Origin of the sequence: Polaromonas sp. YR568 (assembly GCF_943369675.1) — a bacterium.
Taxonomy (GTDB): Bacteria; Pseudomonadota; Gammaproteobacteria; order Burkholderiales; family Burkholderiaceae_C; genus Polaromonas.
In genome coordinates, this window is sequence record NZ_CALROB020000045.1 from 1 (window position 1) to 12,769 (window position 12,769).

The 12,769-nt window shown below is 64.7% G+C and carries 11 protein-coding genes; 4 read left to right on the forward strand and 7 right to left on the reverse strand.

The annotated features are described in order from the left end of the window. A partial coding sequence (recA, locus tag ACLV8F_RS20175; RefSeq protein WP_411885987.1) for a recombinase RecA occupies nucleotides 1-696 on the reverse strand: 696 nt, incomplete at its 3' end. Between the two features lie 191 nt (nucleotides 697-887). On the opposite strand from recA, the gene ACLV8F_RS20180 reads away from it, so the two are divergent. The 3 genes from ACLV8F_RS20180 to ACLV8F_RS20190 all read left to right on the forward strand — a co-directional run bounded on the left by ACLV8F_RS20180 (nucleotide 888) and on the right by ACLV8F_RS20190 (nucleotide 3,788). Next, nucleotides 888-1,370, forward strand: a complete 483-nt coding sequence (locus ACLV8F_RS20180) for a MarR family winged helix-turn-helix transcriptional regulator (protein WP_411885988.1) — start codon at nucleotides 888-890, stop codon at nucleotides 1,368-1,370. Between the two features lie 108 nt (nucleotides 1,371-1,478). Further along, the gene (locus ACLV8F_RS20185) at nucleotides 1,479-2,153 is read left to right on the forward strand and encodes a response regulator transcription factor (RefSeq protein ID WP_007870259.1); all 675 of its coding nucleotides are present in this window, start codon (nucleotides 1,479-1,481) and stop codon (nucleotides 2,151-2,153) included. A 171-nt stretch (nucleotides 2,154-2,324) separates the two neighbouring features. Then, nucleotides 2,325-3,788: a sensor histidine kinase N-terminal domain-containing protein gene (locus tag ACLV8F_RS20190; protein WP_411886020.1), complete on the forward strand. Its 1,464-nt coding sequence runs from the start codon at nucleotides 2,325-2,327 to the stop codon at nucleotides 3,786-3,788. A gap of 15 nt (nucleotides 3,789-3,803) precedes the next feature. Here the strand turns inward: ACLV8F_RS20190 and ACLV8F_RS20195 are convergent, their stop codons facing one another. The 6 genes from ACLV8F_RS20195 to ACLV8F_RS20220 all read right to left on the reverse strand — a co-directional run bounded on the left by ACLV8F_RS20195 (nucleotide 3,804) and on the right by ACLV8F_RS20220 (nucleotide 11,373). Further along, entirely contained in the window at nucleotides 3,804-6,362 is a 2,559-nt protein-coding gene (locus ACLV8F_RS20195; protein ID WP_411885989.1) for a GcvT family protein, read from the reverse strand. A 32-nt stretch (nucleotides 6,363-6,394) separates the two neighbouring features. Further along, complete coding sequence (locus ACLV8F_RS20200) at nucleotides 6,395-7,252, reverse strand: EamA family transporter (RefSeq protein WP_411885990.1); 858 nt, start codon at nucleotides 7,250-7,252, stop codon at nucleotides 6,395-6,397. Beyond that, nucleotides 7,242-7,811 carry a phosphonate degradation HD-domain oxygenase gene (locus tag ACLV8F_RS20205; RefSeq protein WP_411885991.1) on the reverse strand — a complete coding sequence of 190 codons (570 nt, stop codon included), beginning with the start codon at nucleotides 7,809-7,811 and terminating at the stop codon, nucleotides 7,242-7,244. Before ACLV8F_RS20205 ends, ACLV8F_RS20200 begins: the two co-directional genes overlap by 11 nt. 16 nt (nucleotides 7,812-7,827) lie before the next feature. Beyond that, a complete protein-coding gene (phnY, locus tag ACLV8F_RS20210) occupies nucleotides 7,828-9,249 on the reverse strand; it encodes a phosphonoacetaldehyde dehydrogenase (RefSeq protein ID WP_411886021.1) in 1,422 nt (473 codons plus the stop codon). 95 nt (nucleotides 9,250-9,344) lie between these two features. Beyond that, nucleotides 9,345-10,586, reverse strand: coding sequence for a phosphonoacetate hydrolase (gene phnA, locus ACLV8F_RS20215; RefSeq protein ID WP_411885992.1), 1,242 nt, complete (start codon nucleotides 10,584-10,586; stop codon nucleotides 9,345-9,347). Continuing rightward, entirely contained in the window at nucleotides 10,573-11,373 is an 801-nt protein-coding gene (locus ACLV8F_RS20220; protein ID WP_411885993.1) for a phosphonate utilization associated transcriptional regulator, read from the reverse strand. The genes phnA and ACLV8F_RS20220 overlap by 14 nt, the downstream gene beginning before the upstream one ends. A gap of 190 nt (nucleotides 11,374-11,563) precedes the next feature. Between ACLV8F_RS20220 and ACLV8F_RS20225 the strand changes: the two genes are divergently transcribed. Beyond that, a complete protein-coding gene (locus ACLV8F_RS20225; protein ID WP_411885994.1) occupies nucleotides 11,564-12,613 on the forward strand; it encodes a putative 2-aminoethylphosphonate ABC transporter substrate-binding protein in 1,050 nt (349 codons plus the stop codon). Nucleotides 12,614-12,769 lie beyond the last annotated feature (156 nt).

Sequence of the window (12,769 nt, forward strand, 5' to 3'; positions counted from 1 at the left end):
CGCGTTGCCGCCGGTGGTGGTTTCGGGCGATCCGAACATCACGCCGATCTTCATGCGGATCTGGTTGATGAAGATGACCATGCAGTTGGCCTTCTTGATGGTGGCAGTAAGCTTGCGCAGCGCCTGGCTCATCAAACGAGCCTGCAGGCCGGGCAGCGAGTCGCCCATTTCGCCTTCGAGTTCGGCCTTGGGCGTGAGCGCCGCCACCGAGTCGACCACGATCAGGTCCACCGCGCCGGAGCGGGTCAGCGAATCGACGATTTCAAGCGCCTGCTCGCCGGTGTCGGGCTGGGAGATCAGCAACTCTTGCAGGTTGACGCCCAGTTTCTGCGCGTACTGAATGTCCAGCGCGTGCTCGGCATCGACAAAGGCGCAGGTGCCGCCCAGCTTCTGCATTTCGGCGATGACCTGCAGGGTCAGCGTGGTTTTGCCCGAGGATTCCGGGCCGTAGATTTCGACCACACGGCCGCGTGGCAGGCCGCCCACGCCCAGGGCGATGTCCAGGCCCAGGGAGCCGGTGGAAACGACCTGGATGTCCTCGATCACTTCGCCGTCGCCCAGCTTCATGATGGTGCCTTTGCCGAACTGCTTTTCGATCTGGGCCAGCGCGGCCTGCAAGGCCTTGGCCTTTTCGGTGTTCAGGGCGGCGGTTTGCACGGGGTTTTGGGCGGGGTTCAGTTTGCTGGTCAGTTCCATGAAAAACTCCTTGAAAATCAATGATGTAAAACTTGTTGCCTGGATTCCGGCCTCTGCTTTTAATCACAGCGCTGGATGCATGACCAGTACTTTATGGGCGTCATTAAAATAAGTAAACCCTCTTTTTAGTCAGTTTGCCTGACCATATGGGTTACCATGATTTCATGCCGGAAACGACAATGCAGCCCTCCATGTCCAGCCCTTTCGGCGCCACCGAAGCCGGCTGGCGCCAAACCCACCTGGGTCGCCTGATGGGCCACGCGCTGCGCCGCTTCGACGAGCGCGTGCTCTCGCTGATGGCCGGCAGCGTGGAGGTGCCGCTGGCGCTGTCCAACCTGGCGGCGCGCGACCAGGTCGGCGCCGCGCACATCCACATCACGCGCCACCTGGCCGTCACCGGCTCGCGCCTCACCGACCTGGCGCACAGCGCAGGCATGAGCAAGCAGGCCATGGGCGACCTGGTCGACCAGTGCGAAGCCTGGGGCCTGGTGACGCGCCAGTCCGACCCGCACGACAAACGCGCGCGCCGGGTGGTGTTCACCGAATCGGGCCTGCTGTGGCTCGAAGCCTTTCACCAGGCGGTGCGCCAGGCCGAGGACGAGTTCCGCCAGGCCGTGGGGCATGATGTGGCCACCGTGGTGGCGCTGGGGCTGGAGGCCTATGCAGGCGCTTGACCCCAGCTGGCGTCAGCAAACCTGGGATGACAAAAGCCTAAAATTTGCCGAAGAAGTAAAACACTGGTTCGCAGCGCTCTTGATGCGGACCGATCCCTGGAGACAACCATGCGTATTCTGATTGCCGAAGACGACCAGGTGCTGGCCGATGGCCTGTTGCGCACTTTGCGCGCCTCGGGCGCGGCGGCCGACCACGTGGCCAGCGGCACCGAGGCCGACGCCGCGCTGCTCACCAACACTGAATTCGACCTGCTGATCCTCGACCTGGGCCTGCCGCGCATGCACGGCCTGGAAGTGCTCAAGCGCCTGCGCGCGCGCGGCTCGGCCATGCCGGTGCTGATCCTCACCGCCGCCGACAGCGTGGAAGAGCGTGTCAAGGGCCTGGACTACGGCGCCGACGACTACATGGCCAAGCCGTTCTCGCTGCAGGAACTCGAAGCCCGCGTGCGCGCGCTGATACGCCGCGGCATGGGCGGCGCCAGCAGCACCATCAAGCACGGCCCGCTGGTCTACGACCAGGCCGGCCGCGTCGCCACCATAGACGGCCAGATGCTGGAGCTGTCGGCCCGCGAGCTCGGCCTGCTCGAAGTGCTGCTGCAGCGCGCCGGCCGGCTGGTCAGCAAGGACCAGCTGGTGGAACGCCTCTGCGAATGGGGCGAGGAAGTCAGCAACAACGCGATCGAGGTGTACATCCACCGGCTGCGCAAGAAAATTGAAAAGGGCCCGGTGCGGATCGCGACCGTGCGCGGGCTTGGGTATTGTCTTGAGAAAATCCCCGGTTAATAACCCTTGCTCCTTCCCCCGCTGGGGGAAGGTTGGGATGGGGGCTCGCGGCCTCCCAAACCTGAACTGCAGGAGCTATCCACCGCCGTCAGCCCCCATCCCTGCCTTCCCCCAAAGGGGGAAGGAGTCAAAACAACAGACCCCTGATCTGGAGCGCCCCAACCCGTGGCTCTGAGACTCTTCCAGCGCGAACGCCGCAGCCTCTTCGGCGAGATCCTCGACTGGATGCTCACGCCGTTGCTGCTGCTGTGGCCGATCAGCCTGGCACTGACCTGGCTGGTGGCGCAGAACATCGCGGGCAAGCCCTTTGACCGCGCGCTCGAATACAACGTGCAGGCGTTGGCCAAACTCGTGGTGGTCAGGAACAACCAGGTGCAGTTCACCCTGACGGCGCCCGCGCGCGAAATCCTGCGCGCCGACGACACCGACCTCGTTTACTACCAGGTGGTCGGCACGCACGGCGAACACCTGAGCGGCGAACACGACCTGCCTGCGCCGCCCGATGAGGAGAAGCCCATCAACGGCGAAGTGCGGCTGCGCGAAGACGTGATCCAGGGCGAGGACGTGCGCGTGGCCTACACCTGGCTCAAGGTGGACGTGAAGGGCGCGCTGCCCAGTTCCCAGCCGGTGCTGGTGCAGGTGGCCGAGACGCTGGAAAAACGCAAGACGCTGGCGACCGAAATCGTCAAGGGCACCATGGTGCCGCAGTTCGTCACGCTGCCGCTGGCCGTGCTGCTGGTGTGGCTGGCGCTGGTGCGCGGCATCAAGCCGCTGGCCCAGCTGGAAAAGCGCATACGCGCGCGCAAGTCCGACGACATGAGCCCGCTGGACGAAACCGCCGTGCCCGAGGAAGTCGCGCCGCTGGTGTCCTCCATCAACGACTTGCTGAGCCGGCTCAAGGTCTCTCTGACCACACAAAAGCGCTTCCTCGCCGATGCGGCCCACCAGCTCAAGACGCCGCTGGCGGGCCTGCGCATGCAGGCCGACCTCGCGCAGCGCGAGACCGATGCCGATGAACTCAAGAAGTCGCTCAAGCACATAGGCCGCGCCAGCATTCGCGCCACGCACACCGTCAACCAGCTGCTGGCGCTGGCGCGCGCCGAGACCACCGGCCGCAGCCTGGCCAAGCAGCACATCGACCTGGTGCACATCGTCTCGGAAGTCATGGCCGACTCGGTGCCGCGCGCGCTCGAAAAGCAGATCGACCTCGGCTACGACGGCCCCGACGCCGGCGAACAGGCGACGCAGCTCGAGGGCAACGCCACCCTGCTCAAGGAACTGGTGCGCAACCTGCTGGACAACGCCATCAACTACACACCAGAAAAAGGCCAGGTCACGCTGAGGCTGATGACGGACCGTTTCAGCGGTGTGCTGGTGCTGCTGGTGGAAGACTCGGGACCGGGCATCCTGGAGTCGGAGCGCGAACTGGTGTTCCAGCCTTTTTACCGCGCATTGGGCACCAACGTGGACGGCTCCGGCCTGGGCCTGGCGATCGTCCTGGAGATTGCCAAGCAACACGGCGCGACGATTTCGATTGAAGACGCGGCCCTGCCGGGGCACCCGCAAACACCGGGCACGCGCGTCGCCGTGCGCTTTGTCGGCATGGATTTGCCCGAGGGCGAGCAAGACGAGTAAGACCAGTAAGAGCGCTCAGCCGGATTTTGCGGGCGGCCAGCGGTCGTAGAGCTTCACGCCCACACGCTCACCCCACAACTCAATCTGCGCCGGCGTGCCGGCATGCGCCTGGTTGGCGCTGCCGCCGCGTACATAACCCAGCGCCACGCAGGCGCCGGCCAGCGGGCTCCAGCCGACCGACGAAATCTCGCCCACCGATTGCCCGCCCAGCACGATGGCCTCGCCGCCCCAGGCAAAGGCATCCGCCGTGTCGAACACCAGCGTGACCAGTTTTTTGCGCAGCGGTTGGCCTTGTGTGCGCAGCAGCGCCGCCTTGCCGATGAAGTCCGCCGGCTTGTCGAGCTTGACGCTGAAAGCCAGCCCGGCTTCCCATGGCGTTTCATCCGGCCCGAGTTCCGCACCCCAGGCGCGCCGGCCCTGCTCAATGCGCAGCGCGTCCAGCGCGTAGTAGCCCGCGTCGCGAATGCCCAGCGGCTTACCGGCGTCCATCAGCGCCAGGTAGACGTGGCGCGCCATTTCAATCGGCACGTAAAGCTCAAAACCCGGCCCGCCCACATAACTCATGCGGGCCGCGCGCACGCGCGCAAAGCCGACGTCGATCTCTTTGGTCCACGAGAACTTCAGCGCTTCAGGCGACAAATCGTCGGGGCTCACGAGCGCCAGCAACTCACGCGCCTTCGGGCCCATCACCGACAGCACCGAATACATCGCCGACACGTCGGTCAGCACCGCATGCTGCGCCTCTGCTATGTGCCGCGTGATCCAGTCGAAGTCACGCACGGTCTGCGCAGAGCCGGTGATGATGAGGAAGCGGTCTGCCGCTTGCCGGATGACGGTCAGATCGCTCTCAAAGCCACCGCGCTCGTTGAGCACGGCGGTGTAGACCATCTTGCCGATGGGCACGTCCATCTCGTTCGCGCACAGGCGCTGCAACACGGCCAGCGCATCGCGGCCCTGCAGCAGGTATTTGGCAAACGATGTCTGGTCGTAGAGCGCGACGGCCTGGCGCGTGGCGCGCTGCTCTTCGAGCATCCATGGAAGCCATCCGGGCTTGCCAAGGGTGTAGGGAGGACGGGGAGCCCTCACCCCCGCCCTCTCCCGCAAGCGGGAGAGGGGGTCATACCGGTCGCCGCCTGCAGGCTCCGGAACTTGCGATGTGCCGCCTGGGTCTTCGCTCCCTCTCCCGCCTGCGGGAGAGGGTTGGGGTGAGGGTGACAGCGGCTTGAAATAACTCGCCCGCTCCCACCCATTTTTGCTGCCAAACTCCGCCCCCTTGGCCACCAGCATGTCGTACAGCGGCGAAGTCCTCAGCGGCCGCGCCGTCTCCAACTCCTGCCTGGGCCAGCGCATCGCATAGTGCAGGCCCAGGGTTTCACCGGTGCGCTCGGCCAGCGCCTTGCGGTTGCCGGTGAAGCTGCCGAAGCGGCGTATGTCCACGTCCCACAGGTCGGTGCCGGGCTCGCCGCCCACAATCCATTCCGCCATCAGCCGGCCCGCGCCGCCGCTGTTGGCAATGCCCGCCGAATTGAAACCCGCGCAGACAAAAAAATTGCGCAGCTCCGGCGCTTCGCCCAGGATGAAGTTGCCGTCGGGCGTAAAACTCTCGGGCCCGTTGAGCAGCATCTTCACCTCGGCCGTCTCCAGGCAGGGCGTGCGGTGCAATGCGGCCGTCATCAGCGGCTCGAACTGGTCCCAGTCCTCGTCCAGCAGCTCGAACTGGAAGGTCGCCGGAATCGGGTCCATCTTCCAGGGCTTGGCCTGCGGCTCGAAGCCGCCCATCACCAGGCCGCCGACTTCTTCCTTGTAGTAGATGTAGCCATCGGGGTCGCGCATCACCGGCAGCATGGGGTGCACGCCGGGGATCTTGCCGGTGACGATGTAGAAATGCTCGGCCGAATACAGCGGCACGTTGACGCCCGCGAGCTTGCCGAACTGGCGCGCCCACTGGCCCGCGCAGTTGACGATGACTTCGCAGCGCACCTCGCCCTGCGCGGTGCGCACGCCCACGGCCTTGCCGTTCTCGGTGATGACGCCCGTCACCTCGATGCCTTCGGCCATTTTCACGCCGCGGTTGCGCGCGCCCTTGGCCAGCGACATGCACAAATCCGCCGGGTTGGCCTTGCCGTCGCCGGGCAGCCAGATCGCGCCCTGCAGGTCGTCGGTGCGCATGATGGGGTATTTGTCGCCGGCTTCCTGCGGCGATATCTCGTGGCACTCCACGCCAAAGCTGTTGGCCATGGCGACCTGCTTCCTGAGCACCTTCATGCGCTCGGGCGTGCGCGCCACGTTGACGCTGCCGCACTGCTTCCAGCCGGTCGCCAGGCCGGTTTCAGCCTCCAGCGACGCGTAAAGCTCTATGCCGTACTTGCTCATCTGCGTCATGTTGCGGTTGGGCCGCATCTGGCCGACCAGGCCGGCCGCATGCCAGGTGGTGCCGCTGGTGAGCTTGCCCTGCTCCAGCAGCAGCACGTCGGTCTTGCCCATTTTGGCCAGGTGATAGGCCACCGAGCAGCCGGCGATGCCGCCGCCCACGATGATGATCTCTGCGTGGCTGGGGAGTGTCGCGGTGCTCATGGTGCGGACCTCACATCAAAACAAAAACCAGGCTAGGCCAGCCGTATCGCCATCACGCCACCCACGATGATGCAGGTGCCCATGAAGCGGCGCAGCGTGAACGCCTCTTTGAGAAACCAGGTGCCGAGCAGCACGGCGAACAGCACCGAGGTTTCGCGCAGCGCCGCCACCGTGGCCACGGGTGCGCGTGTCATGGCCCACAGGGCGATGCCGTAAGAGCCCAGCGAGGCCATTGCGCCGCCGGTGGCCACCGGCCAGCGGTGGCGCGCGTAGTCGGCCATGGCGCGCCCGCGCCGCGCCATCATCAAGAGGCCGAAAGGCCAGCCGTCGAGCAGGAACAGCGTGGCGACGTATTGCAGCGCATTGCCGGAAGCCCGCACGCCCAGTGCATCGACCACGGTGTAGATCGCGATGATGACCGCGTTGGCCAGCGCAAAGCCGACGGCCTTGCGCGCATGCAGCGCGTGGCGGCTCAGGCCCAGCACCAGCACGCCGCTGCAGATGCCGATGATCCCGGCCCAGGCCAGCGGCGTCAAAGTCTCGCCCAGCGTGAAGGTGGCCGACAGCGCCACCAGCAGCGGCGCCACGCCGCGCATCAGCGGATACGTGAGCCCCAGGTCGCCATGCTTGTAGGCCTGCGTGGTGGCGATGTAATAGCCGATGTGGATCAATACCGAAGCGCCGATGAAGGGCCAGGCGGCCACGGGCGGCAGGCCCACCATCAGCACCAGCGGTAGCGCCAGCACCGAACCGATCAGGTGGATCACCGCCATGTCCATGGATTTGTCGGCGCTGGACTTGACCAGCGCGTTCCAGCCCGCGTGCAGCAGCGCACCGAACAGCACAGCGCACAGCACCGGCCAGGTGAGCGCCAGGATTTCAGGCGGCAAGCGAGGACTCTGCGGCGGGAAGGGCACAGCGCCGCGCGCGCGCCAGGTAATGGGCCAGCGGCGGCGTGGCTTTGTCCGCGTCCTTTGCCAGGTCGTCCCAGAGGCGCAGCTTCACCGCATCCCCGGCGCCGGGCTGGGCGATGAAACGCGCGGCTTCTTCGGCCGAAAAAATGCCGCCTTGCAGCTGCAGGCTGCGTTTGGAGTCCGCCGAAAGGCTGGAATGGTAGCCGCGCCGCGTGGCGCACAGGTAGCGTTTGGCATCCACATGCAGCTTGATGGCATCCAGCACTTCGTCGGGGAACAGGCCGCGCAGGAAGGGCAGCGCGCGGTACTGGTGCACGTCGTCCACGCCGCGCAGCGAAGGCGTCTCGCCCAGGTCATGCAGCAGGTGGCCGAGGTCGTGCAGCAGGGCGGCGGTGACCAGCGCATCGCTCGCGCCTTCGGCCTCGCCCAGCGCCGCGGTCTGCAGCGCGTGCTGCAGCTGCGTCACGGGCTCGCCGCTGTATTGTTCGCCGCCGCGCTCTTGAAAGAGGTGTTCGATGTCGTCAAAGCTCAGCATGTGAATTCCTCAGAGGTCACGCATTCCACGGGAGCGAATAAGTCTTCAGGTTGGTAAAACTCTTGATCGCTTCCTGCACGCCTTCTTTATAGCCGAGGCCCGAGTCCTTGATGCCGCCGAAGGGGGTGAGCTCCAGCCGGTAGCCCGGCACTTCGCGCACGTTGACCGTGCCGACGTGCAGCTCGCTGACAAAACGGTTGATGTAGTCCAGCCGGTTGGTGCACACCGCACTCGACAGGCCGTAGGCCGTGCCGTTGGAGATCTGGATAGCCTCTTCGATATTCTTGAAACGGATCACCGGCGAAACCGGGCCGAAGGTTTCCTCGCGCGCCACCGTCATCTGCGGCGACACGTGGTCCAGCAGGGTGGGTGAATACAGCGCGCCGCGGCGCTGGTTGCCGGCCAGCAGTCTGGCGCCCTGCGCCACGGCCTCATTGACGCGCGACTCGAACAGCATGGCGGCCTGCTCGTCGATGACCGTGCCCATGTCGTTGGCCTTGTCGGCCGGGTCGCCGTACTTCCAGGCCAGGGTCTTGGCCAGCACCTGCTCGACGAACTCGCCCGCCACCGCCTCGTGCACCATGAGCCGCTTGACGGCGGTGCAGCGCTGGCCCGAATTTTTGTAGGAACCCTGCACGGCCAGCGTGGAGGCTTCGTCTATGTCGGCGTCTTCCATCACGATGATGGGGTCGTTGCCGCCCAGCTCCAGCACCACGCGGCGGTAGCCGGCCCTGGACGCGATGTATTTGCCGATAGCCACGCCGCCGGTGAAGGTCACCAGGTCGACCAGCGGGTTGGTGATCAGCTCGTCGGCGATCTCGCGCGGGTCGCCCGTGATCACGCTGAGCATCTCGGGCGGCAGGCCGGCCTCGTACAAGATGTCGGCGAACAGGATGGCCGAGAACGGCACCTTCTCGGAAGGCTTGAGCACCATGCGGTTGTTGGTCGCGATGCTGGGCACCACCTTGTGCGCCACCTGGTTCATCGGGTGGTTGAAGGGCGTGATCGCGGTGATGACACCCAGCAGCGGCGAGCGGTGCGTGTAGACGCGGCGCTTCTTGCCGTGGGGCGTCAGGTCGCAGCTGAAGATCTGGCCGTCGTCCTTGAGCACCTCGGTCGCGCCGAACAGCAGCACGTCGCTGACGCGGCCGGCTTCATAAATCGCGTCTTTGAGGCACAGGCCCGCTTCGGCGGTGATCAGGTTCGCGACCTCGGACAGGCGCGACTGGATGATGGCCGCCGCGCGGTTCAGGATGGCGGCGCGTTCATAGCGGGTCAGCCGGGGCTTGTAAGCGTGCGCTTTGGCGAAGGTGTCTCGCACTTCCTCCAGCGTGGCCTTGGGCACGGTGCCCAGCAGCTTTTCGGTGTAAGGGTTGAACACTTCGATGACGCGGTCGCCGCTGCGGTCGGCGCCGGCCTTGCGGCTCGCGAGGCGCATGGCGTTGAGTTCATGGTCACGGATGTAATCACTCGTCACACAACGCTCCTGGATATTGCTCCCTCTCCCAGAGGGAGAGGGAATAAGAAAAAGACTCAGCCCTGCGCATAGTTCAGCGCCAGGTCAAACGCATCGAAATTGCGAAAGCGCCGGTTGCGGTCCAGCCCGGGCAGCTTGCGGTTCACGATCAGCGGCACGCGCTGCTCGCTCATGCCGCCGTGCGAACGCAGCGGCACTTCGAGCGCGGAAAGATCATGGCGCGAAGCCGAGGTGCCGATCACGGTGAAGCGTTCTGACACCGCGACGATGTCGCCGATGCGGTCGGCCGGCAATTCGAAGCGCTCGGCGGCCTGCTCGCGCGAGAGCACCAGCTCCATGCCCTTGAGCGCCGCCAGCCGCTTGCGCGCGACCTCGATATTCGTGCCCTCGGGCAGGTAGACCGTGGCGAAGGAGCCCAGCGCGCCGTGGTGCACGACGTAAGGATCGGTGATGGGCAGGATCACGCGCGCGATGCTGGCGCCCAGCCAGTTGTCGAACCAGTCCTGCAGGTAGATCACGTCGGGCGTGCCGTCCATGGCGACCTTGGCGTTCATGCCGTGGTCGGCCGTCAGCACGATCACGCAGCCCAGGTCCTCGAGCTGCTGCAGGTAGCCGTCCATCATGCGGTAGAAGGCGTTGGCGCCGTCGGTGCCGGGCGCATGCTTGTGCTGCACGTAGTCGGTGGTCGAGAGGTACATCACGTCGGGCTTGTATTTCTGCATGATCTTCACGCCGGCCGCGAAGACGAATTCCGACAAATCGGCGCTGTAGACGCTGGGCAGCGGCTGGCCGACCAGGCCCAGCACGTCCTCGATGCCGTTTTCTTCCAGCGTGACCTGGTCGGCTTTTTCGGACGAAAAGCAGATGCCCTTCATCTTGTGGCCCAGCAGCTTGCGCAGCTTGTCCTTGGCCGTCACCACCGCCAGGGACTTCCCGGCGTCGGACAGCGCGGCCAGCAAGGTCGGCGCGCGCAGCCACTTCGGGTCGTTCATCATGACCTCGGTGCCGCTGGCCGTGTCGAACAAATAGTTGCCGCAGATGCCGTGCACGCTGGGCGGCGCGCCCGTCACGATGGAGAGGTTGTTGGGGTTGGTGAAGCTGGGCACCACGCAGTCGCCCGTCAGGCCCGAGCCCAGGGCCAGCGTGCGCTTGAGCCAGGGCATCTGGCCCGTGGCCACGGCCTGCGCCAGGTAGTCGGGCTCGCAACCGTCCACACAGACCACCACCGTGGGTGCGGCCGGCAGCTTGTAGGTCCTGCCGTTCACTTTCAAGCCGGTATTCGATTCAGCGTTTGCCACGGGATGGCCCTTCCTTGCTTTTGTCTTTGTCTTTGCCCGAACCGGCGGTGCTGGTGACCAGCTTCACGGGTTTGGCAGGCTTGGCGGACGCGCCGGCTGCTTGCCCCGCCTGCCGCCGCAAATCGTTTTCTATCGTGCGTTCCTTGCTTTCAATCACGTGCTGAAACATCGCGCGGCCGGCCGCATCGGCGTCGCCAGAGGCGATCGCCTTGACGATCAGCCGGTGTTCATTGGCCGACATCGGCATGAGCCAGCCGTCCGCGAGGTTCAAGCGGCGGAACAGTGAAAGCTCCTTGATGAGCTTGCGGTAGATCTCGGTCAGTTTGCGGTTGCCCGCCATCTCGACCATGCGGTCATGGAAGGTGAGGTTCAGCAGGTGGTAGGCGTGCGGGTCTTCCGCCTTGACCGCTTTTTCCATGGCATCGACAAGCGCCTTGAGTTCCTTGACCTCGGCCGCGGTGATGTTTTCCGCGAGCCGGCGGCCGACAAGTTCATCCATGGCCGCGCGCAAATCGAAAATCTCGACGGCCTCGTCGATGGGAATGTCGCGCACGAACACGCCGCGATTTTTTTCGTTGCGCACCAGGCCGGCCTCTTCGAGCATGCGGAAGGCCTCGCGCACAGGGCCGCGCGAGACACCCATTTTTTCCGCCAGCGTGGCTTCTATCAATTTGCTGCCGGGCTCATATTCGCCGGCAAGGATGGCGCGCTCGATCTCCTGCTGCACCACTGTGGTGAGGGAACTGTTCTGGAGCTGCGCGATGGTGGGATGCAGAGCTGCGTTCATGCCCTGAATTGAAGCACAAAAATGTAGATTGTCAACAATCTGCAATAAACAATTGACAAGATAGAAGGGTCGGCGTCAAATAAAAAATGAGCTGGGTTGACGGTGCCTGAACACAGGCTGTGTCATCGCAGTGTCACCGCCCCGACACGACCAAGTCACAACATTGCAGGTTTTCCACAAAGGATTTTTTATGCAACTGGCTACCCAACTCAAATCCCTGTCAAAGGCGATCGCCCTTCTTGGCCTGCTGGCCGCCACCACCGGCGCCTTCGCCCAGAAGACCCAGTTGCTGGTGTACACCGCGCTGGAAACCGACCAGCTCAAGGCCTACCAGGAAGGCTTCAACAAGGTCTACCCCGACATCGAACTCAAATGGGTGCGCGACTCCACCGGCGTGATCACCGCCAAGCTGCTTGCCGAAAAATCCAACCCGCAGGCCGACACCATCATGGGTGTGGCCGCCTCCAGCCTGGCGCTGCTCGACAAGCAGGGCATGCTCGAGCCCTATGCCCCCCTCAACCTTGACGGGATCATGAGCCAGTACCGCGACAAGAAAAAAGTCCCCGCCTGGTTCGGCATGGACGTGTGGGGCGCCACCGTGTGCTTCAACACCGTCGAGGCCAAGAAGAAAAACATCCCGATACCCGAAACCTGGCAGGACCTGACCAAGCCCATCTACAAGGGCCAGATCGTCATGCCCAACCCCGCCTCCAGCGGCACCGGCTACTTCGACGTGACCGCCTGGCTCACGCTGTTCGGCGACAAGGACGGCAAGGGCGGCGGCTGGAAATACATGGACGCGCTGCATGAAAACATCGCCCAGTACACGCACTCGGGCTCCAAGCCCTGCAACATGGCGGCCGCCGGTGAATTCCTGGCCGGCATCTCGTTTGAATACCGCGGCAACGCCAACAAGGCCAAGGGCGCGCCGATTGACCTCGTGTTTCCCAAGGAAGGCCTGGGCTGGGACCTGGAAGCGTTTGCCATCCACAAGGGCACCAAGAAGCTGGACGCCGCCAAGAAGCTGGCCGACTGGGCTTCGAGCAAGGACGCCATGATGCTGTACGGCAAGAACTTCGCGATCACCGCGCAGCCCGGCCTGGCACCGCCGCTGGCCAATGTGCCCAAGGACTATGAGTCGCGCCTGGTCAAGATGGACTTCAACTGGGCCGCCGACAACCGCGAGCGCATCCTCAATGAGTGGACCAAGCGCTACAACTCCAAAACAGAAAAAAAGTGAGCCACCCCCGTCTCGGCTCACTTCGTGTAGCCGGATCCCCCCTCAAGGGGGCAACGCCTGCGGCCCGGCAAAGCCGGTTCCGCGGCGTTTGCTTGCATGGGCCTCCCATCAACATCGCGTCCAAGTAACCCGGCCGCAGCCAAGGCACGACCCCAG